Origin of the sequence: Variovorax sp. UC74_104, from assembly GCF_044055375.1 — a bacterium.
GTDB lineage: Bacteria > Pseudomonadota > Gammaproteobacteria > Burkholderiales > Burkholderiaceae_C > Variovorax.
In genome coordinates this window covers 5,956,304-5,977,094 of sequence record NZ_CP171978.1, presented here as the reverse complement: position 1 = coordinate 5,977,094, position 20,791 = coordinate 5,956,304, and the positions used below count along the sequence as shown (strand labels likewise).

Sequence of the window (20,791 nt, the reverse complement as noted above, 5' to 3'; positions counted from 1 at the left end):
AACCAGTAACAAATTTGAACGAGCGGAAACAGTCTTGACGCGCGATTTTCGCCGTGAAACCCGCGCATTCCCGTTCACGACCAATGTCCGCAGGAGATCCCCGATGCCCGCATTTCTTTCCAGGCGCAAGCTCATCATGGCAGGGGGCATGGCCCTCGCCGCTTGCGCGCCCCTGGCCCACGCCCAGGCGCCCGCCGCGCTGGACGGCGGTCCGCTCACCCTCGTGGTCGGCTACGCGCCCGGCGGCAGCACCGACCGCATCGCACGGCTGATCGCCGAGCGGCTCACGCCGAAGCTGGGCGTGCAGGTGAGCGTGGAGAACCGTCCCGGCGAGGGCGGCCGCCTCGCGGCCAAGGAAGTCAAGCGCGCGCCCGCCGGCCAGAACGTGCTGATGCTCGGCAACCCTGCCGTGATGGTGGTCGCGCCGCTGGTCATCAAGGACGCCGGCTACGACCCCGACAAGGACTTCGTGCCCGTCTCCCAGGTCAGCAGCTACGACTTCGCGCTGGCCGTGGGCAGCAAGCTCCAGCTCGACCGCGCGATGTTCCTGGTGGGCCGCCTGTGGGCGCACCCCGAGGAGGCCGTCTTCGGCGTGCCCGCCACCGGCAGCCTGCCGCACTTCTTCGGCCTGATGGTGGGCGACGCGCTGAGCGTGCAGCCGCAGATCAAGGGCTATGGCGGCTCCGCGCCGCTGGCGGCCGACCTCGTCAACGGCAGCCTGCCGATTGCCATCGACACGCTCGATTCGCTCTATCCGCAGCACGTGGCCGGCAAGATCCGCATCCTGGCTACGTCCGGCAAGAAACGCGCGGGCTTCGCGCCCAACATCCCGACCTTCAGCGAGGCCGGCATGAAGATCGACGCCGACGGCTGGAACACCTTCTTCGCGCCGTCCGCCATGCCGCCCGCCAAGGTGCAGCTGCTGGCCAACTCGATCCGCGACGTGATGAAGGACCCGAGCCTGCACAAGGTCGCCGAGTCGCTCTTCATCACGCCGGTGGCGAGCAATGCGGCGGAAACGACGCAGATGCTGAAGACCTACCGTGCGCAGTGGGAGCCCGTGGTGCGCCGCTCCGGTTTTCATCCTTGAACCTGGTACTCCCCCCAGGCTTCGCGCACTTCGTGTCGCTTCGCCAACCCCCCTCGCCGGGGGGCGACGCCTGCGGCCCGGCAAAGCCGGTTCCGCGGCGTCCCGCGAAAAGGCAGGGATCGCTCAGGCCGCGAGGGCGCGCATCTCTGCGATCAGGTCGGCCTTGCCTTCGAAGCCGATGCCGGGCAGCGGCGGCAGGGTGACGTAGCCGTTGTCGACTTTCACGCCGTCGGGGAAGCCGCCGTAGGGCTGGAAGAGGTCGGGGTAGCTCTCGTTGCCGCCGAGGCCGAGGCCGGCGGCGATGGCCAGGGACATCTGGTGGCCGCCGTGCGGAATGCAGCGCGAGGGCGACCAGCCGTTCTCCTTGAGCATGTCGAGCGTGCGCAGGTATTCGACGAGGCCGTAGCTCAGCGCGCAGTCGAACTGCAGCCAGTCGCGGTCGGGGCGCATGCCGCCGTGGCGGATGAGGTTGCGCGCGTCCTGCATGGAGAACAGGTTCTCGCCCGTGGCCATCGGGCCGGCGTACACCTCGCCGAGCTTGGCCTGCAGTTCGTAGTCGAGCGGGTCGCCGGCTTCCTCGTACCAGAAGAGCGGGTATTGCGAGAGCGCGCGGCCGTAGTCGATGGCGGTGGGCAGGTCGAAGCGGCCGTTGGCGTCCACCGCGAGCTGCTGGCCGGGGCCGAGGATCTTCAGCACCGACTCGATGCGCTCGCAGTCTTCGGCCAGCGTGGCTCCGCCGATCTTCATCTTGACCACCGAATAGCCGCGCTCCAGGTAGCTGGTCATCTCGCGCTGCAGGCCTTCGAGGCCCTTGCCGGGGTAGTAGTAGCCGCCGGCCGCATAGACGAACACGCGCGGGTCCGGCTTGCCGGTGCCGTAGCGCTCGGCCAGCAGCTGGTAGAGCGGCTTGCCCGCGATCTTGGCGGTGGCGTCCCACACGGCCATGTCGATGGTGCCGACGGCCACCGAGCGCTCGCCGTGGCCGCCGGGCTTCTCGTTGATCATCATGCGGGCCCAGATCCTGTGCGGATCGAGGTTGTCGCCGGTCTCGTCGAGCAGCGAGGCCGGCTCGGCCTCCAGCAGGCGCGGCAGGAAGCGCTCGCGGATCAGCCCGCCCTGGCCGTAGCGGCCGTTGGAATTGAAGCCGTAGCCGACGACGGGCCTGCCGTCGCGGATCACGTCGGTGACCACCGCGACGAGGCTCAGCGTCATCTTCGAGAAGTCGATGTAGGCGTTGCGGATGTCCGACTTGATGGGGCGGGTGGATTCGAGGATGTTGACGATTTTCATGGTCGGGTTCCGGGTGGAAAGAAGGGAAGCGAAAGAGGGTCAGAGGTGCAGCGAGGAGCCGCCGCAGATCGGGATGTCCTGCCCGGTGATGGCCGCCGCCGATGGCGAAAGAAGAAAGCCGGTGAGCGCGGCGATCTCCTCGGGCTGGATCAGGCGGCCGATGGGCGGCAGGCGCGGCGCGCTGCCCGCGCGGGCCGGGTCCTGCAGCATCGAGGTCTGCGTTGCGCCGGGCGACACCACGTTCACGGTCACGCCGCGCGCCGCCACTTCCGCGGCCCAGCTTCGCGCGAGCGCGATCAGCGCGGCCTTGGTCGCGGCGTACTGGCCGCGCCCCGGCAGGCCCTGCGCGACGCGGCTGCCGACGAACACCACGCGGCCATGCCCGCGCGCCGCCATCGCGGGCACGAGCGCGTCGGCCAGGCGCGTGGCCGCATCCACGTGCAGGCGCCACATCAGCTCGCCGCCCGCGTGATCGAGTTCGCCCAGCGGGCCGACGCGCAGCACGCCGGCCGCGTGCACCAGCGCGCTGGCGTCGTGCAGCGTCGCGGCCGTGCGCGCGATGGCGCCGGCATCGCTCAGGTCGACCGCCACGTGCGTGAAGCCCGCGTGGGAAGCCAGCGTGGGCGCGGCCAGGTCCAGCCCGCTCACGCGCCAGCCCGATTGCAGCAGGTGCGCGGCAATGGCGCGGCCGATGCCGCCGCTGCTGCCCGTCACCACCGCATGGGGCGCTGCGGCGAGCTCATTCGACATGGATGTTGCCCTCGGTGATGATCTTCTTCGAGCGCGCCATGTCCTCGGCCTGGAACTTCGCGAAGTCCTCGACGCTGCCCGGCGTCAGCAGCAGGCCCTGCGCGCCCAGCGTCTCGCGCATGTCGGTGCCCAGCGCCTTGTTGACCTCCGCATTCAGCCGCTGCGTGATGGCGGCCGGCAGCTTCGCCGGGCCCCACAGGCCGTACCAGCTGTAGAACTCGTAGCCCGGGATGCTCTGCCCACCGTGGGCACGTTCGGCAGGCTGCTGGCGCGCGTGGCCGAGGTCACGGCGATCACCTTCAGCATGCCGCTCTTGTGGTACTGCAGCGAGCCGAGGATCGGGTCGATGAAGCCGTCGATCTGCCCGCCGATCAGGTCCTGGAAGGCCGGCGCCGTGCCCTTGTACGGCACGATCAGGTAGTCGAGCCCGCCGCCCGCGCGCTTGAGCAGCTCGGTCGACAGGTGCCCGGCCGAGCCGATCGAGCCCACTGCGAAGGTCATCTTGCCGGGGTGCGCCTTGGCGTAGGCGATGAGCGACTTCACGTCGTTCACCGGCAGGTTCTTGTTGACCGCCACCGACAGTGGGGCCTTGGCCACCAGCGCCACCGGCGTGAAGTCCTTCACCACCTCGTAGGGCACCGACTTCATGGTCATCGGCGCGGTCGTGAAGGTCGATGCGTTGAACAGCAGCGTGTAGCCGTCGGCCGGCGCCTTCGACACCACGTCGGCGCCGATCACGCCGTTGCCGCCCGGGCGGTTCTCCACGATGAAGGTCTGGCCCGTCTGCTCGCCGAGCTTCTGCGCCAGCAGCCGGCCGATGGTGTCGAGCGTGCCGCCGGGCGGGAAGGGAATCACCATGCGCACCGGCCGGACGGGCCAGTTCTGGGCGAAGCCGGTAGTCGATGCGGCGGCCAGCGCGAGAGCGGCCAGCGTGGCGCGAAGGAAGTGCTTGCGTTGCATGTCTCTTGTCTCCTTGTGTTCTTTTGGCGGGGGCGCGGCGGCCCCCGGCGGTCAGCGCTTCGACAGGCCGGCCTGCTCGACGGCGGCGCGCAGCGCGTCCATCTCGCGCGCGTTCGGCGCCTCGGTGGGCGGGCGCACGGTGGCGTTCTCCAGCACGCCGGCCAGGTACATGCCGCCCTTCATGCGCGCATGGGCCTCGCCGGTGGGTTCGCCGCCGCCGTACACCGCGTCCTTCAGCGGCGTGATGAGCGCCTGCACCGCCATCGCCTTCTTCAGGTCGCCAGCCTTCACCGCGTTCCACAGGTCGATGATGAGTTGCGGAATGAAGGTCGCGAAGCCGACCAGCGCGCCGTCCACGCCCTGCACCATCGAGGCCAGCAGGTACTCGTCGTGGCAGGTGAGGATGGCCTTGGAGGCATCGGCCTCGCGGATCGCCTGGATGTCGCGGGCGTACTTGTTCATGTCGCGCTGGCCCACCTTGAAGGCCTGCAGGTAGGGCAGGCGCGCCAGCTCGGCCAGCAGCTGCGACGAGTACGAGGCGCGCGTCCAGGCCGGGTACACGTGGCAGACCAGGTCCAGCTCGGGCGCGGCGCGGTGGATGGCATCGAAGTACTGCAGCGCGTGGCCGGGCGTGAAGCCGAAGCGCAGCCAGTGGTGCGGCGGCATCACGTCCAGCGCCACCGCGCCGGCGGCCTGCGCGGCGCGGGCGTGCTCGGCGGCCTCGGCCAGGCCTTCGCAGACGATCGACGAGATCACCGGCATGCGGCCGCGCAGCTCGTCGGCGACGATGCGCGTCACCTCGGCGCGCTCCGACGGCGTGAGCGAGAACACCTCGCCAGTGTGGCCGTTGGTCATGATCGCCACCACGCCGTCATGGCCCGCCAGCCACGAGGCCAGCTTGCGCAGGGCGGGTTCGTCGATGCGGTGGTCGGCCGTGAAGGGGCAGGAAATGGCGGGAATGATCCCGCGATAATTCGCGATGGAAGGCATGCTGTGTCTCCGTGTGGTTCAAGGTGCAGGAATGGGTGCATCTTTTGCCGGCGGGGTGCGGGCCGTCCAATACTCGAATCGCATACAACTATTCAACCCGACCGATCGCGCAGCGCATGGGCCCCGGCAACCGACCGCTCGACCTCGAATGGCTGGAAGACTTCCTGGCCCTTGCCGAGACCGGCAACTTCTCGCGCGCCGCGCAGGCGCGCTCCATCGCACAGCCCGCCTTCAGCCGCCACATCCGCTCGCTGGAGGAATGGGTGGGCGTCGACCTGTTCGACCGCAGCGCGCACCCCACCGCGCTCACCGCCGCGGGAAAGCGCTTCCAGCCGCTGCTGCAGGAAGTGCTCGCGGGCCTGGAGGCCGCGCGCATCAAGGCTCGCGCCGCGCACGACCTGGCCGCGGCCAGCCTGAGCTTCGCGGCCACGCACGTGCTCTCGCTGACCTTCTTTCCGCGCTGGCTGGCGAGCGTCGAATCGCGGCTGAGCATGGGGCCGATACAGACCATCTCCGACAGCTCCTACGCCTGCGAAGACCTGATGCTGCAGCGCCGCGTGCAGTTCGTGCTGTGCCACGGCCATGCCGATGCGCCGGGCCGGCTCGACGAGGCGCAGTACCCGGTGCTGCGGCTGAGCGAGGACGTGCTCGTGCCCGTGAGCGCACCTGACGCGAGGGGCGCGCCGCAGCATGCGCTGGGCGAGGGCCGCTCGCCCTCCGTGCTCGCCTACAGCGAAGCCTCGGGGCTCGGCCGGATCATGCGGGCGATGCAGGACAGCGAGTTCGGCAAGGACTTCGGCGCGTCGCTTTCGGTCGTCTTCACCGCCCACCATGCCGCGCTGCTGCGCACCATGGCACTCGAAGGCCGAGGCCTCGCATGGCTGCCGATGAGCCTGGTGGCCGACGACCTGCGCGGTGGTGCGCTGGTCGATGCCGGCGCGGGCGGCTGGCGCGTGCCGGTGGACATACGCCTGTACCGCCAGCAGGCGCAGATGGCGCCGGTGGCGGAGGCGTTGTGGGGGCTGGTCAGCGAAAGCTCCTCGGTCGCCTGACTGGCACGGCTTGTTCGTGGGACACCGCCGGAACCGGCTTCGCCGGGCCGCAGGTGTCGCCCCCGGTGAGGGGGTTGGCGCAGCGACACGAAGTGCGCGAAGCCTGGGGGTGTCTAGTTCGCGCAGCGCGCTTCCAGCGCATCGAGGAAGCTGCGGTCCCACCGGCCTTCCTTCATCGCCTGGATGGTGCGCGCCTCCGTCTCCAGGTGCGCGCGGGCCTTCTCGATCAGCAACTCGGCCTCGTCGGGCGAGAAGGCCATCAGGCCGTCCTGGTCGCCCACCACGATGTCGCCGGGGTTCACGATCATGCCGCCCACCGACACCGGCACGTTGATCTCGCCGGGGCCGTCCTTGTAGGGGCCGCGATGGTTCACGCCGCGCGCGTACACCGGGTAGTCGCGCTCGCGGATCTCGGCCACGTCGCGGATGGCGCCGTCGAGCACCAGGCCCACGGTGCCGATGGTCGCGGCATAGAACGACAGGATGCCGCCGATGACGGCGTTGGCGACGTCGCCGTCCGCGTCGATCACCAGCACGTCGCCGGGCCGGCAGAACTCGAAGGCGCGCATGGGCGTGAGATTGTCGCCGCCGCGCGTCTTCACGGTGACGGCCGTGCCCGCCATGGTCTTGTGGCCGGGGCGGTGGTAGGGCTGCAGGCCTACGCTGCCGATGTTGCGGTGCATGTTGTCGCTGAGCGCGGCCACCGGGATGTCGTGCAGCGCGGCGATGATGTGCGGCGCCGCCTGCGGGGCCGAGGGGTTCTTGCGGATGGCTTTGTAGGGCATGGGATGCGTCCTGGTCTTTAAGTCTTCAGCGCAGCGCGGCCACGGCGCGCGCGATGCGTCGGCAGCCTTCTTCCAGCGTCTCGAGCGATGTGGCAATGGAAAGCCGGAAGTAGGGAGAGAGTCCGTAGGCCGTGCCCGCCACTACCGCGACACCTTCGCTTTCGAGCAGGTACATCACCACGTCGCCGTCTTCCTGCAGCCGCTTGCCTTCGGGCGTGGTCTTGCCGATGAGCCCGCCGCAGTCGATGTACAGGTAGAAGGCGCCGGGCGGCGTGGCACAGCTCAGGCCGGGAATCTCGTTGACGAGCGCAAGGGTGCGGTCGCGCCGCTGCCGGTAGACGGCCACGCTCTCGGCCACGAAGCGCTGGTCGCCGTTCAGCGCGGCGGCGGCCGCCGCCTGGCTCACCGAGCAGCAGTTGCCCGTGGATTGCGAAAGCAGCGTGTCCAGCGCCTTGATCAGGTCCACCGGCCCGGCCGCGTAGCCGATGCGCCAGCCCGTCATCGCATAGGTCTTGGACACGCCGTTCACGATCAGCGTACGGTCGCGCAGCGACGGCGCCACCGCCAGGATGTGCGGCAGCGGCTCGCTGCCGAAGCGGATGTGCTCGTAGATCTCGTCGGTCATCACCATCACCTGCGGATGGCGTTGCAGCACCTCGGCCAGCGCGCGGTATTCGGCGGCGGTGTAGCTCGCGCCGGTGGGGTTGCTCGGCGAGTTGATCAGCAGCCAGCGCGTGCGCGGCGTGATGGCCGCCTCGAGCTGCGCGGGCGTCAGCTTGAAGCCGTTGGCCTCGGGGCAGGCCACGGTGACGGGCGTGCCCTCGCAGGCCAGCACCATGTCGGGATACGACACCCAGTAGGGCGCCGGGATGATCACCTCGTCGCCCGGCTCCAGCGTGACCGCGAAGGCGTTGTAGATGGCGCTCTTCGCGCCGCTGGTGGCGATGATCTCGTTCATCGCGTAGCTCAGCCCGTTCTCCCGCTGCAGCTTGGCGACGATGGCTTCGCGCAGCTCCACCGTGCCGGCCATCAGCGTGTAGCGCGTGGCGCCGCGCTCGATGGCCGCGGCCGCGGCCTGGCGGATGTGGGCCGGCGTGTCGAAGTCGGGCTCGCCCACCACGAGGTTCACGATCGACTTGCCCTGCCTGCGCAGCTCGTTGGCGCGGTCGGCCGCCGAGGTGCTGGGCGAGGGCTTGATGCGCCGCACGCGGGCGGCAATGCGGGAGGCAACGTTGGAGTCGGCGCTGGAGGTAGTGGCTTGCATGGACCGAACGGTACGCACATCGATCCCGCGAGGCCAAGACGAGATTGCACTGGTCGTATAGGCGCAGCTTATGGCTCATGGTGAGCACCCATATCCGCCGCGCGGGGCCGGTGCTAGGCTTGGCTTTTGCTTGGGGACAAGGTGTGAACCTGCGACGCCTCAAATATTTCGTGAAGATCGTGGACATCGGAAGCCTCACGCAGGCGGCCGAGGTTCTTTTCATCGCCCAGCCCGCGCTGAGCCAGCAGCTGGCCACGCTCGAGGGCGAAGTGCGCCAGCAGCTGCTGGTGCGCACCAAGCGCGGCGTGACGCCCACAGAAGCCGGCAAGGTGCTGTACCGCCATGCGCAGATCATCCTGCGCCAGTGCGAGCAGGCACGCGTCGACATGGAAGCCGCCGGCGAGGGGCTCTCGGGCCAGGTGTCGGTGGGGCTCGCGCCGGGCACGGCGGCGTCGGCGCTCTCGCTGCCGCTGCTGCGCACCGTGCGTGCGCGGCACCCGGGCATCCTGCTCTATCTGAACGAGAACTACGGCACCACGCTGAGCGAGCTCATCATGAACGGCCGCATGGACCTGGCCGTGCTGTATGGCGACAAGGCCATCCACGGGCTGAGCTTCCTGCCGCTGCTGAAGGAGCCGCTCTTCCTGGTCGGGCCCGCGTCGATGCCCGCGCCCTCGCAGCCGGTGAAGCTGGCCGACCTGCGCGACATCGAACTCTTCCTGCCGCGCCCCTACAACGTGGTGCGCAAGCTGGTGGACGCGGCCTTCGTGCGCGCGGGCATGGCGCCGCGCGTGGTGGCGGAGATCGAATCGGCCTTCACCCTCACGGCGGCCATTGCCGACGGGCTGGGCGCGACCATCCTGCCGGCGTCGATGGCGCGCGAGGTGGTGGCGAGTTGCGGCGCGTGGCAGTTCCCCATCGTCGACCCGGTCATCGAGGCGCCGCTGGCGCTTTGCCAGTCCGACCACCTGCCGCTGTCGGAGCCGGCGCAGGCGGTGAAGGACATCCTGCTCGAGCTCGTGGCCGACCTGGCCAATACCGTCGCGTCGACGCCCGAGCCCGAGATCGCTGCGCTACCGTGAAGCCGGAACGGGCGTCATAAGGCGCCCTTATCCCGGCACAGCCAATCCGTCTTTGGCTTCGAGCCCGGGGCCCGCTACCTTTCATGCATGCCGTCACGCGTTCGCGGAACGCGTCGGCCATCGAAGCCCCGGCATGAAGCAGGAACAGATCAAGACGCTCATCGACGCTTTGGCCGCATCGGACCTGGCGGAACTGGAATTCAGCGAGAACGGCAGCACGCTGCGGCTGGTGAAGCTGGCGGCGCTGGGCGCCGCGCCCTCCGCGCGCAGGCCGGGCGCCGTCCGCAGTGCGCGGCCCGAAGCGGTTGCGCAGCCGGCTGCAGCAGTGGCGCCTGCCGGCGACGAGTGCTTCGCACCTCTGCACGGCGTGGTGCACCTGCAGCCGGCGCCGGGCGAACCGCCTTTCGTGCAGCAAGGGCAGGCCGTGGAAGCCGGCCAGATGCTGTGCGTGATCGAGGCGATGAAGATGTTCAACGAGGTCCGCGCCGACCGCGCAGGCGCCGTGCGGCAGGTGCTCGTGCGGTCGGGCCAGGAAGTGGAAGCGGGGCAGCCGCTGTTCCGCTTCGCATGAGGAGGCGCCCGCCATGCCGTTCGACACCGTCCTCATCGCCAACCGCGGCGAGATCGCGCTGCGCATCCAGCGCGCCTGCCGCGGGCTCGGCCTGCGTACCGTGGCCGTGCACTCCGAGGCCGACCGCGACGCGATGTACGTCGCGCAGGCCGACCAGGCGCTGTGCATCGGCCCCGCCGCGCCGGGCCTGAGCTACCTCGACCAGGCCGCCATCCTCTTCGCCGCCGAGGTAAGCGGCGCGCAGGCGATCCATCCCGGCTACGGCTTCCTTTCGGAGAACGCGGGCTTCGCGCAGCGCTGCGAAGAAGCCGGGCTGGTCTTCATCGGCCCCAGCGCCGCATGCATCCGCACCATGGGCGACAAGGTCTCGGCCAAGCGCGCGATGCGCAAGGCCGGCGTGCCCTGCGTGCCAGGCCCCGACGAGGCGCTGCCGGACGATGCCGCCGCCGTGCAGGCGCTGGCGCGCGGGATCGGCTTTCCCGTCATCGTCAAGGCCGCGGGCGGCGGAGGCGGTCGCGGCATGCGCGTGGTGCACGACGAGGCCGCGCTGCCCGACGCCATCGCACTCACGCGCGAGGAGGCGCGACAGGCCTTCGGCAACCCCGAGGTCTACATCGAGAAGTTCCTGCTGCACCCGCGCCATGTCGAGATCCAGGTGCTGGCCGACGGCCACGGCAACGCCGTGTGGCTGGGCAGCCGCGACTGCTCGCTGCAGCGGCGCCACCAGAAGGTGATCGAGGAAGCGCCGCGCCCGGCATCGACGAGGCGCTGCTGGCCGAAGTGGGCGAGCGCTGCGCGGCCGCGTGCAGGCAGATCGGCTACTGCGGCGTCGGCACCTTCGAGTTCCTCTACGAGAAGGGCGCCTTCTATTTCATCGAGATGAACACGCGCCTGCAGGTGGAGCATCCCGTGACCGAGATGACCGCCGGAATCGACATCGTGCAGCAGCAGCTGCGCATGGCGCGCGGCGAGCGCCTGTCGATCGCGCAGGCCGACGTGCGCTGCCAGGGCCATGCGATCGAGTGCCGCATCAATGCAGAGAACCCCGACACCTTCGCGCCGGCGCCGGGCCGCATCACGGGCTGGCAGATGCCCGGCGGGTTCGGCGTGCGCGTCGATTCGCATGCGGGCGCGGGCTACCGCGTGCCGCCGTACTACGACTCGATGATCGCCAAGCTCGTCGTGCATGGCGCGAGCCGCGACGACGCGCTCGACCGCATGCGCCTGGCGCTGGCCGAGACGCGCGTGGAGGGCATCGACACCAACGTGCCGCTGCACCGCGAGCTGCTGCGCGACGCCGGCTTCGCCGCGGGCGGCGTCGACATCCATCACCTGGAACGCTGGCTGCAGCAAAGGAGCGCGGCGTGAGCACGGCACCATCCATCAGCCTGCTGGGCACCACCGCGCTGCTGTTCGAGGCACCCGGCGCCATGAACCTGCCCTCGCAGCAGCGCATCTGGGCCCTGGCGCACGAGGCCGAGCGCTGGCCCGAGGTACGCGAGGCGGTGCCGGGCATGAACAACCTGATGCTCACCTTCACCCGCGCGCCGCGCCACCTCGACGCGCTGCGCGAGCGCCTGTGCGAAGCCTGGGACGCGGCCACCGCCATGCGGCGCGAAGGCCGCATCGTCGAACTGCCGGTGGTCTACGGCGGCGAGGGCGGCCCGCACATGGCGGACGTGATGGCGCACACCGGCCTGGGCATCGACGCCATCGTCGAGCTGCACAGCGCGCCGCTCTATCCGGTGTATGCCTTGGGCAGCCACCCGGGCTACTGCTACCTGGGCGGCATGGACCCGCGCATCGCCACGCCCCGGCGCAAGGTGCCGGTCCTGAGCATCCCGGGCGGCGCGGTGTCGATCGGCGGGGCGCAGACGGGCGTGTCGGCATCGGCCGGCCCCAGCGGCTGGAACACCATCGGCAGCACCTCGATGGTGTTCTTCGACCCGGCGAAAGACCCGCCCGCGACGCTGCAGCCGGGCGACATGATCCGCTTCCGCGTGGAGGGCATCGTCCGATGATCGAGATCCTTTCCTCCGCCGCGCTCGCGACCGTGCAGGACCTGGGCCGCACCGGCAGCCTGCGTTGGGGCGTGGGCACCTCGGGTGCCATGGACAACCTCGCGCTGGCCGCCGGCAACCTGCTGCTGGGCAACGCGCTCGGCGCGGCCGCCGTAGAGGTGCCGGTGTTCCCGTTCAAGGTGCTCTTCGACGAGGACTGCGCCTTCGCGCTCACCGGCGCCGACTGCGCCGCCAGGCTCGACGACCAGCCCCTGCTGCCCTGGTGGGTGCACCAGGCGCGCGCCGGCCAGGTGCTCGCGCTGGGCCTGCCGCAGGGCGGCGCGCAGCGCGGCAGCCGCGCGGTGCTGTGCGTGGCCGGCGGCATCGACGTGCCCGAGGTGCTGGGCTCGCGCAGCACGCAGCTGCGCGGTGCCTTCGGCGGCCACGAAGGGCGTGCATTGCGCCGGGGCGACCTGTTGCGCGCTGCCGGCGCCGGCAGAGCCTGCCGCACCGGCTTCGGCCTGGTGCCGCCCGCGCTCGCGCTGCCGCTGGAGCGCAATGGCGCGATGGCTGTGCGCGTGCTGCCCGCGGCCGAGTACACGGCTTTCGAGCCTGCCTCGCGCGACGCCTTCTGGGCCGGCGAATGGAAGATCACGCCGCACAGCGACCGCTACGGCTACCGGCTCGAAGGCGAGGCGCTGCGGCCCATCGCGCCGATGGAGCTGCGCTCGCACGGCATCGTGCCCGGCGTGATCCAGGTGCCGCACAGCGGGCAGCCGATCATCCAGATGCGCGACGCCCAGCCTTCGGGCGGCTACCCCAAGTTCGGAACCGTGATCGAGGCCGACATGTGGCGCCTCGGGCAGGCGCCGATCGGTAGCCGCATCCGCTTCATCGAGACCACCTGGGACGAGGCGCTGGATGCGCTCGACGAGGCGCGCGCCTGGCTCGACAAGGTGGCGCGCATGGTGGGATTGCATCGCGGCGCGCCCGCCGCGAGGAACTGACCCGCATGCAGGACGTTTCCCGACTCGCCGCCTGGCTGGCAGGCACCGACATCGGCCTGCTCGAGCTGCGCACGCCGGAAGGCACGCTGCGCCTCGCTCGGCAGGGCGATGAAATCGTCGAGCTGCCGCAGGACGAAGAAGAGATCGAGCCCGTGCCGATCAAGGCCCCCTCGCTCGGCGTCTTCCTGCACGGCCACCCGCTCGCAACGGCGCCGCTGGCGCGCACCGGTGCGCGCGTGGAAGCCGGCCAGGCCCTCGGCCTGCTGAAGATCGGCCCGCTGCTGCTGCCGGTGACGGCGCCGCAGGCAGGCGTCGTCGACGGCATCCACGTGGCCGACGGTGTTGCCGTCGGATACGGCACGCCACTGCTCGACCTGCACCCGCGCTGACGAACAAGAGAAGGACACCCCGATGGACATCGACCTGAACGCGGACCTCGGCGAAGGCTTCGGCCCCTGGCGCATGGGCGAGGACGAAGCCCTGCTCGACATCGTCTCCTCCGCCAACGTGGCCTGCGGCTTCCACGCGGGCGACCCGGTCATCATGGACCGCACGGTGCGCATGGCGCGCCAGCGCGGCGTGGACGTGGGCGCGCACGTGGGCTTTCCAGACCTGATGGGCTTCGGCCGCCGGCAGATGCAGATCGAGACGAAGGAGCTGGCGGCCTACGTGCTCTACCAGCTCGCCGCGCTCGACGGCATGGCCCGCACGGCGGGCCACCGCATGACGCACATGAGCTTCCATGGCGCGCTCGGCAACATGGCCGCGGCCGATGCCGCGCTGGCCGGGCCGCTGGTGCGCGCGGTGGCCGACTTCGATCCTTCGCTCACCGTCAGCACCTCCGCGAGCCGGGCCATCGAGGACGCGGCCGAACGCTGCGGCCTGCGCGTGCGCAGGACCTTCCTGGCCGACCGCGCCTGCGGCGACGATGGCCTGCTGGTGCCGCGCAAGCTGCCCGGCGCCGTGATCCACGAGCGCGAGGCGGTGCTGGCGCGCGTGCGCCAGCTGCTGGAGGACGGCACGGTCGCCAGCGTCACCGGCAAGAAGATTCCGATGCGCGCGCATTCGATCCTGCTGCACGGGGACACGCCCGGCGCCGTCGAGCTGGCGCGCGCCGTGCGCGGCGTGGTCGAGCAGGCGGGGCGTGTGGTGCCGATCTCCAGGCAGGCGAGCTGATCGACGACCAGGGCACGAACATGGTGCTTACCCTTGGTCATATGCACGGATCGCGGGCGACATAAGGGGGGCTTATCGCTCCACAGCCAATCCGTCTTGGCGCGGCGCACAGGCGCTGGCTACAGTGAAATCCAGGCAGTCATCTGCCCCAACCGAAAGAACCGAACATGCCGTTTTCCGACTACAAGACCGCACTGGTGACCGGGGCCTCATCGGGCATCGGCGCCGCCGTCGTCGAGCGCCTGAGCAAGGAAGGGCTGAAGGTGCACGCGCTCGCGCGCAGCGCCGACAAGCTGGCCGACCTCGCTGCGCGCACCGGCTGCATTCCGCACGCCATCGACGTGAGCGACATCGCGGGCATCACCCGGCTCGCGCAGGAAGTCGAGTTCGACGTGTTGGTCAACAACGCCGGCGTGGACCGCCCGGGTTCCATCCTCAAGGCGGACGCCGAAGGCATCGACCTGCTGGTGGACGTGAACCTGCGCGCGGTGCTGCACCTGTGCCGGCTCGTGGTGCCCGGCATGGCGGCGCGCGACCGCGGGCACGTGGTCAACATCAGCTCCATCGCGGGCGCCTACAACTTCGGCGGCAACAGCACCTACCACGCGACCAAGGCGGCGGTGAGCATGCTGTCGCGCCAGCTGCGCATCGACTGCTTCGGCAAGCGCGTGCGCGTGACCGAGATCTGCCCGGGCCGCGTGGCCACCGACATCTTCGCGCACGTGCACGGCGACTCCGACGACACCTACAAGCGCTTCGTCGAGGGCTTCGAGCTGCCGCAGGCCGAGGACATCGCGAACGCCATCGCCTTCGCCATCTCGGCACCCATCGCGGTGAACGTGGGCCACATGGAGATCACGCCCACGCTGCAGGTGCCCGGCGGCCTCTCGACCACCCGGCCCGAAACGCCGCGCGGCTGAGCACCGGGCCGATGCACGCCAGCCAAAGGAACAGCGCATGAAGGACTTCGACCTGCTGGCGATCCTGCTGAAACCCGAGTTCGGCGACATGCTGCTGCACGGCATGCTGGAGACGCTGCGGATCGCGGCCGGCTCCTGGCTGCTGGCGATGACCATGGCCGTCGTGCTGCTGGTGGTGCGGCTCACGCCGAGCCGCATCGCCGGGCGCGTGGTGGCCGGCTACATCTCCTACCACCGCAACGTGCCGACGCTGGTGCAGCTCATGTTCTGGTACTTCGGCATCTTCAGCCTGCTGCCCGACGCGCTGCAGGGCTGGCTGTCGGCCAACAACGCGGAGCGGCTGCTGTCCATCGTCGCGCTCGGGCTGTGCCAGGCGGCCTACTTCAGCGAGGACATGCGCTCGGGCCTGCGCGCCATCCCGGCGGGCCAGGCCGAGGCGGCGCGCGCGCTCGGCCACGGCTACATCGGCTCGATGCGCCACGTGATGCTGCCGCAGGCCATCCGCAACGCCGTGCCGGCGCTGGTCAACCACAGCGTGTCGCTCTTCAAGAACAGCAGCCTGGCCATGGCCATCGGCGTGGCCGAGCTTACGCACGCGGTGAAGGAGATCGAGAGCCAGAGCTTCCGCACCTTCGAGGCCTACAGCGTGGCCACCGTGCTGTACCTAGTGTGCTCGCTGCTCATCATGGCCGTGGGCGGATGGCTGTCGCGGCGCTACCGCATCGCGGGTGCAAGGTAAGCGGGGAATCGCATGTACGGCGTCTACGAAATCCTGCGCGACAACTGGCTGCTGCTGCTGGTCGGCCAGTACCCCAACGGCCCGCTCGGCGGCATCGTCGCCACGCTGATCCTCTCGGTGCTGGGCATCGTGCTGGCCTTTCCGCTGTCGGTGCTGCTCGCGCTGGCGCGGCTGTCGCCCTGGCGCCTGCTGCGCTGGCCCGCGACCGTGCTGGTGTACGCGGTGCGCGGCGTGCCGCTCCTGATGGTGATCCTGTGGGTCTACTTTCTGGTGCCGCTGCTCATCGGGCGCGACGTGTCGGGCTTCACCACCATGCTGTGCACGCTGGTGATCTACGAGGGCGCCTATCTCTCCGAGGTGGTGCGCGCGGGCATCCAGGCCCTGCCCAAGGGGCAGGCCGAGGCGGCGCGCGCACTGGGCCACAGCCACCTGGGCACCATGTGGTTCGTGATCCTGCCGCAGGCGCTCTACAACATGCTGCCCAGCATGCTGAGCCAGTTCATCTCCACCATCAAGGAGACCACGCTGGGCTACGTGATCAACGTGCAGGAACTCACCTTCGCGGCCAACCAGATCAACAACCAGCTGCTGACCAAGCCCTTCCAGGTGTTCTTCATCCTCGCGATGACCTACTACGTGGTCTGCTTCAGCCTGACGCAGCTCACGCAGTGGCTGGAGCGGCGCATCGCGCACAGGCGGCTCGGCACGGCGCAGGCGCAACCCGCGGCCGGAGACGGCACGCCGCTGCCTTCGGTGGCGGCGCCCCAGCCATGACCGCCACGTCCGTTCCACACCCATCGCCCGCCAGGGACGACACCATGATCCTGTTCTCCAACATCAACAAGTGGTACGGCGACTATCAGGCGCTGGCCGACATCAACGCCGAGGTGAAGAAGGGCGAGGTGGTGGTGGTCTGCGGGCCCTCGGGCTCCGGCAAGTCCACGCTGATCCGCACCGTGAACCGGCTGGAGGAAGTGAAGTCTGGCCAGCTGCTGTTCGATGGCCAGGACATCCACGCGCCGATGCGCGGCGCGGCGCTGAACAAGCTGCGCAGCCGCATCGGCTTCGTGTTCCAGAGCTTCAACCTGTTCCCGCACCTGTCGGTGATGGAGAACATCATGCTGTCGCCGATGCGCGTGCTCGGCGTGAAGCGCGCCGACGCGAAGGCCAAGGCCGGGCAGCTGCTGGAGCGCGTGGGGCTGTCGAACAAGGCGGGCGCGTATCCCGCGCAGCTCTCGGGCGGCCAGCAGCAGCGCGTGGCCATCGCCCGCGCGCTGGCGATGGAGCCGCCGGCCATGCTGTTCGACGAGCCCACCAGCGCGCTCGACCCCGAGATGGTGGGCGAGGTGCTGTCGGTGATGCGCGGGCTCGCCAACGACGGCATGACCATGATGTGCGTCACGCACGAGATGAACTTCGCCCGCGAGGTGGCCGACCGCATCTGGTTCATGGACGCGGGTCGCATCCTCGAGAAGGCCGACCCCGCCACCTTCTTCGGCAGTCCGCAGCATCCGCGCGCGCAGCGCTTCCTGTCGGACCTGCGCGCTCACTGAATCCGTCTTTCTTCGTCCAGTTCCCGCAATCTCCCAGGAGTCCACCATGTCGAAAGAAACCGTCTTCCGCCTCGCCGCCATCGGCACCTGTCTTGGCATGGCCTCGCTGCTCGCGCATGCCGACCAATGGAGCGACATCAGCCAGCGCAAGGAACTCAGGTGCGGCACCTTCGCCGACGTTCCTCCCTTCGCCGCACCCGACCCCAAGACGCGCGAGATGGTGGGCCACGACGTCGACCTGTGCAATGCGCTGGCCAAGGAACTGGGCCTCGCCGCCAAGGTCACGCCGCTGTCGGTGGAAGCGCGCGTGCCCGAGGTGAAGCTCGGCCGCGTCGACGTGACCGTGGCCAACCTGGCCTACACGAAGAGCCGCGGCGAGCAGATCCAGTTCAGCGACCCGTACTACGTGGCCAAGGAAATGCTGGCCGTGAAGGCCTCCGACCCCGGCACCGCCAAGGCCGACTTCAAGGGCAAGCGGCTGAGCTCGACCAAGGGCTCGACCTCCGAGCTGTCGATCAAGATGAACGGCTCCGAGCCCGTCACCTTCCAGGACACGGGCTCGGCCTTCATGGCGGTGCAGCAGAACAAGTCGGTCGGCATGGTCGCCAACACCATGACCATCACCAAGCTGGTCAACCAGTCGAAGACCGAAGGCGTGGCGCTGAAGATGATCAAGGAGCCGATGGTGCTGCAGCCCGTGGGCATCGGCATGAAGAAGGACGAGCCCGTGCTGCTGTCGAAGGTGAACGCCGCCCTCTATGCGCTGGAGAAGTCGGGCGAGCTCGACCGCATCTGGGCCAAGTGGCTGGGCCCGAACACCGAATACAAGATGGTGCGCGAGGAGAAGGTCACGCCGCTGGCCGAACTCAAGTTCGAGATGCTGCCCTGAACCGCCGGCGCCGCGCGGCGGGATTTTCTCGACCGGCTCAGGCGTCCTGCCTGGCCCGAGATTCCCATGCGAAGCCGACGCCGTAGACCGAGCGGATCCAGTCGTGCGCGGCCGAGACGGTGGCCAGCTTCTTCCTGAGGTTCTTGATGTGCGTGTCGACGACGCGCTCGTTGACGTCCAGCGCCTCCGGGAACGCGGCCTCGAGCAGCTTCGAACGCGTGAGCACGCGCCCCGGCTCCTGCGAGAGCGCGCGCAGCAGCAGCGACTCGCGGCGCGTCAGCGGCAGGTAGTGCCCGTCGAGGATCGCGCAGCCGCGCACGGCGCCGAAAGTGATCGGCATCGAAGGGCGGGCCACGTGGCGGCGCTGTGAGCAGCGGCGCAGCACGGTGTGGATGCGCACCACCACTTCCCTCGGCGAGAAAGGCTTGCACACGTAGTCGTCCGCGCCGAGATCGAAGCCGCGCAGCCGGTCGGACTCCTGCGCGCGCGCCGTCAGCATGATGATCGGGTGGTCGCTGCGCGCGCGGATCTTCTCCAGGATCTGCAGGCCGCTCACGCGCGGCAGCTCCACGCCGAGCAGGGTGAGCGCGGGCGGCGAAGTCAGCATGCGGTGCAGCGCGACCGCGCCGTCCTCGATGTGCTCGGCCTCGTGCCCGGCGCGGCGCAACTCGTCCAGCAGCACCGATGCGGCGCCTTGCCCTTCCTCCACCAGCAGGATGCGGCTCATCGCGTCATTGCAGCTTCAGCGAACCGGGGTGCGCCTGCCTGACGGGTAAGGGTGCGGGTGCGTGCATGTTGCGGTCGCGGCAGTTGCGCATGTGATCGTCCACCGTCAGGTCGCCCTGCAGGTCGGTCAGCAGCTGCAGCGTGCGGTCGATGGCGGCGGCGTCGAGCATGGGGTAGCCCTGCTCGCTGCGGCCGTTGTTGCGCGCCACGCGGGCGATGTAGGGCAGGTCCTGCGGCGTGACGACGACGCTGGGCATCACGCCGTCGAGCTCCACGCCGTCGAAGGGCAGCAGCACGAAGTACTGCACCCGCAGCTCGGACGGCAGCAGGCTGCGCAGGTGGGTGGTCTTGCGGCCGCACTGCCAGGCCGGGTCCTTCACCTCGCGCGCCAGCGAGTGACCATGCTGGCGCAGAAACCAGCGCGGCACCGCGTGGGCCGAGGTCTTGCGGTACACCACTGCGTTGCGCCATCCCTTCACCTCGAAAAGGTACAGGCCGGCCTCGCACACCAGCGCGACATCGAAGCGCGCCGTGGGAACGGCGCTGCCTTGGTACATCGGGATGACGAGGTCGCGCAGCACGTGCATGCGCCCGAAGGCCGGCTGGAAGGTGGCGGCCAGCTGCCGGATGGCCAGCGTGGTTGCCGCGCTGCTCGCGGATTCGCCTTCAGGAGAGCAGATGCGGTGCGCGGGCGCGGCGGGGTCCGGCTTCTTGTGCCCGTGGCCGGCCAGCGTGAGCACGGGGCGGGGCGGAACTTTGTGCAGGGCAGTGGTCATGTGGAGCTCCTTCGGATCTCAAGGATTGCGCAACTTTCGGGAGACTTTGTGCAGAAGCGGCATCTGCTGCAGGTCGGCGACGGTGTCGATGGATGCACCGCTTCCGATGCTTCCCATGAAGACGACCCACGCGAGCGCAAGCTCTCCGTTGGCCGCGGCCAGCACGTGCAGGTCGAGCAGCAGGCCCTGGTAGTCCTCCATGAGCTGCACTTCGGAGATTTCGCCCCGGTCGCGGCGCAATTTCGACGCCTCGAAGGCCTCCCGCGCATTCACGACGCGCGCGTATGCCGCGTTGGCGATGTCGCTCTGCATCCGCAGCCGTTGCAGCGCCTCGGCCACCTGCTCGCGCGCCTGCGCGACAGCGTGGGCGTAGAGGGGCTTGCCGGGCATCTCTATGTCGCGTGTCTCGTCGGCCTCGGCGTCGATGGTGCCCTCGGGCATCGCCGATGGATCCGCGCCGTAGAGCGCGGCGGCGAGGTTGATGTCGCTCCTGTTGGCGAGCACGGCCATCGGCAGTTCGCGCGGCACATCGGCCGCGAAGCGGGGCAGCTGCTTGTTCTGCAGCACGTCGGCGAGCATTTCCTCGAGCGCGGCTTCCGACGTGCGGCACTGCCTGGCCAGGTAGGCGATGTAGCTCGCGCGCTGGGCCTGCAGTTTCTCGATGGCGGATTGCGCGGCGGCCTGCCGTTGCGCGAGCTGCTTCGCGAAGTCGTCGTGCGGCAGCGCGCTGTTCTTGATGAGCGCCGCCTGCCGCGAGACGGCCGCGCGCGTGTTCTCGAGGTAGACGAGCTCCAGCGTCTTCACCTTCAGCGCGATGTATGCCGCGGCAATGCCCGCTTCTGCGTTGCCTCCGCGCGATGCGGCCATCAGCCTGTCCATCGCGGGATCTTCGAACCCGGCCCACCACGACTGCGGCTCCATGCGGGCGCGGGTGCGTGCTTCGCCGCGGTCGATGAACATGCCCGCGGCGAGCACGGAGGTCGAGCGGACCATTGCGATGCTCGTGCCGGCGCACGCGATAGCCAGCGTGCCGCACATCGCTGCCGCCAGGATTCTTGAGCGCTTCACGCCAGGGCTTCCAGCTTCTTCATGAGCGCATCTTTTCAGGCGATCTGGGAGAAATTTGAGTGGTAGTGAAACAGCCCCGCGCACAGGTGTGATGTGCGCGCAC

General features: G+C 69.6%; 21 protein-coding genes and 2 pseudogenes. 14 read left to right on the top strand and 9 right to left on the bottom strand.

Going from position 1 to position 20,791, the window contains the following annotated elements; all coding sequences use genetic code 11:
• Window positions 1–103: 103 nt before the first annotated feature.
• A complete protein-coding gene (locus ACHMXA_RS28120; protein WP_395317197.1) occupies window positions 104–1,090 on the top strand; it encodes a tripartite tricarboxylate transporter substrate-binding protein in 987 nt (328 codons plus the stop codon).
• A gap of 123 nt (window positions 1,091–1,213) precedes the next feature.
• Here ACHMXA_RS28120 and ACHMXA_RS28115 read toward each other — a convergent pair whose 3' ends face one another.
• From ACHMXA_RS28115 to ACHMXA_RS28100, 4 genes and pseudogenes are all read right to left on the bottom strand, one after another.
• The gene (locus ACHMXA_RS28115) at window positions 1,214–2,380 is read right to left on the bottom strand and encodes a mandelate racemase/muconate lactonizing enzyme family protein (RefSeq protein ID WP_395317196.1); all 1,167 of its coding nucleotides are present in this window, start codon (window positions 2,378–2,380) and stop codon (window positions 1,214–1,216) included.
• Window positions 2,381–2,419: 39 nt separating this feature from the next.
• Window positions 2,420–3,130, bottom strand: a complete 711-nt coding sequence (locus ACHMXA_RS28110) for an SDR family NAD(P)-dependent oxidoreductase (RefSeq protein ID WP_395317195.1) — start codon at window positions 3,128–3,130, stop codon at window positions 2,420–2,422.
• Window positions 3,120–4,090, bottom strand: a pseudogene (locus ACHMXA_RS28105) (Bug family tripartite tricarboxylate transporter substrate binding protein). Before ACHMXA_RS28105 ends, ACHMXA_RS28110 begins: the two are co-directional and overlap by 11 nt.
• A gap of 51 nt (window positions 4,091–4,141) precedes the next feature.
• Window positions 4,142–5,080, bottom strand: coding sequence for a dihydrodipicolinate synthase family protein (locus ACHMXA_RS28100; protein WP_395317194.1), 939 nt, complete (start codon window positions 5,078–5,080; stop codon window positions 4,142–4,144).
• Window positions 5,081–5,196: 116 nt separating this feature from the next.
• Here ACHMXA_RS28100 and ACHMXA_RS28095 point away from each other — a divergent pair, with 116 nt between their 5' ends.
• The gene (locus ACHMXA_RS28095; RefSeq protein WP_395317193.1) at window positions 5,197–6,132 is read left to right on the top strand and encodes a LysR family transcriptional regulator; all 936 of its coding nucleotides are present in this window, start codon (window positions 5,197–5,199) and stop codon (window positions 6,130–6,132) included.
• A 113-nt stretch (window positions 6,133–6,245) separates the two neighbouring features.
• Here the strand turns inward: ACHMXA_RS28095 and ACHMXA_RS28090 are convergent, their stop codons facing one another.
• Both ACHMXA_RS28090 and ACHMXA_RS28085 read right to left on the bottom strand, forming a co-directional pair.
• Entirely contained in the window at window positions 6,246–6,917 is a 672-nt protein-coding gene (locus tag ACHMXA_RS28090; protein ID WP_395317192.1) for an RraA family protein, read from the bottom strand.
• A 25-nt stretch (window positions 6,918–6,942) separates the two neighbouring features.
• A complete protein-coding gene (locus ACHMXA_RS28085; RefSeq protein WP_395317191.1) occupies window positions 6,943–8,181 on the bottom strand; it encodes an aspartate transaminase in 1,239 nt (412 codons plus the stop codon).
• Between the two features lie 143 nt (window positions 8,182–8,324).
• Between ACHMXA_RS28085 and nac the strand changes: the two genes are divergently transcribed.
• The 12 genes and pseudogenes from nac (at window position 8,325) to ACHMXA_RS28025 (ending at window position 18,118) form a co-directional block, all read left to right on the top strand.
• Window positions 8,325–9,263, top strand: coding sequence for a nitrogen assimilation transcriptional regulator NAC (gene nac, locus ACHMXA_RS28080; protein ID WP_176663202.1), 939 nt, complete (start codon window positions 8,325–8,327; stop codon window positions 9,261–9,263).
• 133 nt (window positions 9,264–9,396) lie between these two features.
• Window positions 9,397–9,834, top strand: coding sequence for an acetyl-CoA carboxylase biotin carboxyl carrier protein (locus ACHMXA_RS28075; protein WP_395317190.1), 438 nt, complete (start codon window positions 9,397–9,399; stop codon window positions 9,832–9,834).
• Between the two features lie 13 nt (window positions 9,835–9,847).
• A pseudogene (gene accC / locus ACHMXA_RS28070) lies at window positions 9,848–11,202 on the top strand (acetyl-CoA carboxylase biotin carboxylase subunit).
• Complete coding sequence (pxpB, locus tag ACHMXA_RS28065; protein WP_395317189.1) at window positions 11,199–11,855, top strand: 5-oxoprolinase subunit PxpB; 657 nt, start codon at window positions 11,199–11,201, stop codon at window positions 11,853–11,855. The pseudogene accC and the gene pxpB overlap by 4 nt, the downstream one beginning before the upstream one ends.
• Window positions 11,852–12,841: a biotin-dependent carboxyltransferase family protein gene (locus tag ACHMXA_RS28060; protein ID WP_395317188.1), complete on the top strand. Its 990-nt coding sequence runs from the start codon at window positions 11,852–11,854 to the stop codon at window positions 12,839–12,841. The genes pxpB and ACHMXA_RS28060 overlap by 4 nt, the downstream gene beginning before the upstream one ends.
• 5 nt (window positions 12,842–12,846) lie before the next feature.
• The gene (locus ACHMXA_RS28055) at window positions 12,847–13,230 is read left to right on the top strand and encodes an acetyl-CoA carboxylase biotin carboxyl carrier protein (protein WP_395317187.1); all 384 of its coding nucleotides are present in this window, start codon (window positions 12,847–12,849) and stop codon (window positions 13,228–13,230) included.
• Window positions 13,231–13,252: 22 nt separating this feature from the next.
• Window positions 13,253–14,017, top strand: a complete 765-nt coding sequence (locus ACHMXA_RS28050; RefSeq protein ID WP_395317186.1) for a LamB/YcsF family protein — start codon at window positions 13,253–13,255, stop codon at window positions 14,015–14,017.
• 167 nt (window positions 14,018–14,184) lie between these two features.
• Complete coding sequence (locus ACHMXA_RS28045) at window positions 14,185–14,937, top strand: SDR family oxidoreductase (RefSeq protein ID WP_395317185.1); 753 nt, start codon at window positions 14,185–14,187, stop codon at window positions 14,935–14,937.
• Between the two features lie 37 nt (window positions 14,938–14,974).
• Complete coding sequence (locus ACHMXA_RS28040; RefSeq protein ID WP_395317184.1) at window positions 14,975–15,676, top strand: amino acid ABC transporter permease; 702 nt, start codon at window positions 14,975–14,977, stop codon at window positions 15,674–15,676.
• Between the two features lie 12 nt (window positions 15,677–15,688).
• A complete protein-coding gene (locus ACHMXA_RS28035; RefSeq protein WP_395317183.1) occupies window positions 15,689–16,450 on the top strand; it encodes an amino acid ABC transporter permease in 762 nt (253 codons plus the stop codon).
• Window positions 16,451–16,494: 44 nt separating this feature from the next.
• Window positions 16,495–17,229: an amino acid ABC transporter ATP-binding protein gene (locus tag ACHMXA_RS28030; RefSeq protein WP_176663193.1), complete on the top strand. Its 735-nt coding sequence runs from the start codon at window positions 16,495–16,497 to the stop codon at window positions 17,227–17,229.
• A gap of 46 nt (window positions 17,230–17,275) precedes the next feature.
• Window positions 17,276–18,118: an ABC transporter substrate-binding protein gene (locus ACHMXA_RS28025; RefSeq protein ID WP_395317182.1), complete on the top strand. Its 843-nt coding sequence runs from the start codon at window positions 17,276–17,278 to the stop codon at window positions 18,116–18,118.
• Between the two features lie 37 nt (window positions 18,119–18,155).
• Here the strand turns inward: ACHMXA_RS28025 and ACHMXA_RS28020 are convergent, their stop codons facing one another.
• The 3 genes from ACHMXA_RS28020 to ACHMXA_RS28010 are packed head-to-tail and all read right to left on the bottom strand — an operon-like array spanning window position 18,156 to window position 20,688.
• Window positions 18,156–18,845 (bottom strand): response regulator, encoded by a 690-nt coding sequence (locus tag ACHMXA_RS28020; protein WP_395317181.1) that lies wholly within the window; start codon window positions 18,843–18,845, stop codon window positions 18,156–18,158.
• Between the two features lie 4 nt (window positions 18,846–18,849).
• Complete coding sequence (locus ACHMXA_RS28015) at window positions 18,850–19,620, bottom strand: nuclease-related domain-containing protein (RefSeq protein ID WP_395317180.1); 771 nt, start codon at window positions 19,618–19,620, stop codon at window positions 18,850–18,852.
• Window positions 19,621–19,638: 18 nt separating this feature from the next.
• Window positions 19,639–20,688, bottom strand: coding sequence for a hypothetical protein (locus ACHMXA_RS28010; protein WP_395317179.1), 1,050 nt, complete (start codon window positions 20,686–20,688; stop codon window positions 19,639–19,641).
• Window positions 20,689–20,791: the final 103 nt, after the last annotated feature.

What these genes read in the sequence shown, in the direction of transcription:
- ACHMXA_RS28120 (WP_395317197.1), top strand. Translation starts at nt 104, where the DNA reads ATGCCCGCATTTCTTTCCAGGCGCAAGCTCATCATGGCAGGGGGCATG.
- ACHMXA_RS28115 (WP_395317196.1), bottom strand. Translation starts at nt 2,380, where the DNA reads ATGAAAATCGTCAACATCCTCGAATCCACCCGCCCCATCAAGTCGGAC.
- ACHMXA_RS28110 (WP_395317195.1), bottom strand. Translation starts at nt 3,130, where the DNA reads ATGTCGAATGAGCTCGCCGCAGCGCCCCATGCGGTGGTGACGGGCAGC.
- ACHMXA_RS28100 (WP_395317194.1), bottom strand. Translation starts at nt 5,080, where the DNA reads ATGCCTTCCATCGCGAATTATCGCGGGATCATTCCCGCCATTTCCTGC.
- ACHMXA_RS28095 (WP_395317193.1), top strand. Translation starts at nt 5,197, where the DNA reads ATGGGCCCCGGCAACCGACCGCTCGACCTCGAATGGCTGGAAGACTTC.
- ACHMXA_RS28090 (WP_395317192.1), bottom strand. Translation starts at nt 6,917, where the DNA reads ATGCCCTACAAAGCCATCCGCAAGAACCCCTCGGCCCCGCAGGCGGCG.
- ACHMXA_RS28085 (WP_395317191.1), bottom strand. Translation starts at nt 8,181, where the DNA reads ATGCAAGCCACTACCTCCAGCGCCGACTCCAACGTTGCCTCCCGCATT.
- ACHMXA_RS28075 (WP_395317190.1), top strand. Translation starts at nt 9,397, where the DNA reads ATGAAGCAGGAACAGATCAAGACGCTCATCGACGCTTTGGCCGCATCG.
- ACHMXA_RS28060 (WP_395317188.1), top strand. Translation starts at nt 11,852, where the DNA reads ATGATCGAGATCCTTTCCTCCGCCGCGCTCGCGACCGTGCAGGACCTG.
- ACHMXA_RS28055 (WP_395317187.1), top strand. Translation starts at nt 12,847, where the DNA reads ATGCAGGACGTTTCCCGACTCGCCGCCTGGCTGGCAGGCACCGACATC.
- ACHMXA_RS28050 (WP_395317186.1), top strand. Translation starts at nt 13,253, where the DNA reads ATGGACATCGACCTGAACGCGGACCTCGGCGAAGGCTTCGGCCCCTGG.
- ACHMXA_RS28045 (WP_395317185.1), top strand. Translation starts at nt 14,185, where the DNA reads ATGCCGTTTTCCGACTACAAGACCGCACTGGTGACCGGGGCCTCATCG.
- ACHMXA_RS28040 (WP_395317184.1), top strand. Translation starts at nt 14,975, where the DNA reads ATGAAGGACTTCGACCTGCTGGCGATCCTGCTGAAACCCGAGTTCGGC.
- ACHMXA_RS28035 (WP_395317183.1), top strand. Translation starts at nt 15,689, where the DNA reads ATGTACGGCGTCTACGAAATCCTGCGCGACAACTGGCTGCTGCTGCTG.
- ACHMXA_RS28030 (WP_176663193.1), top strand. Translation starts at nt 16,495, where the DNA reads ATGATCCTGTTCTCCAACATCAACAAGTGGTACGGCGACTATCAGGCG.
- ACHMXA_RS28025 (WP_395317182.1), top strand. Translation starts at nt 17,276, where the DNA reads ATGTCGAAAGAAACCGTCTTCCGCCTCGCCGCCATCGGCACCTGTCTT.
- ACHMXA_RS28020 (WP_395317181.1), bottom strand. Translation starts at nt 18,845, where the DNA reads ATGAGCCGCATCCTGCTGGTGGAGGAAGGGCAAGGCGCCGCATCGGTG.
- ACHMXA_RS28015 (WP_395317180.1), bottom strand. Translation starts at nt 19,620, where the DNA reads ATGACCACTGCCCTGCACAAAGTTCCGCCCCGCCCCGTGCTCACGCTG.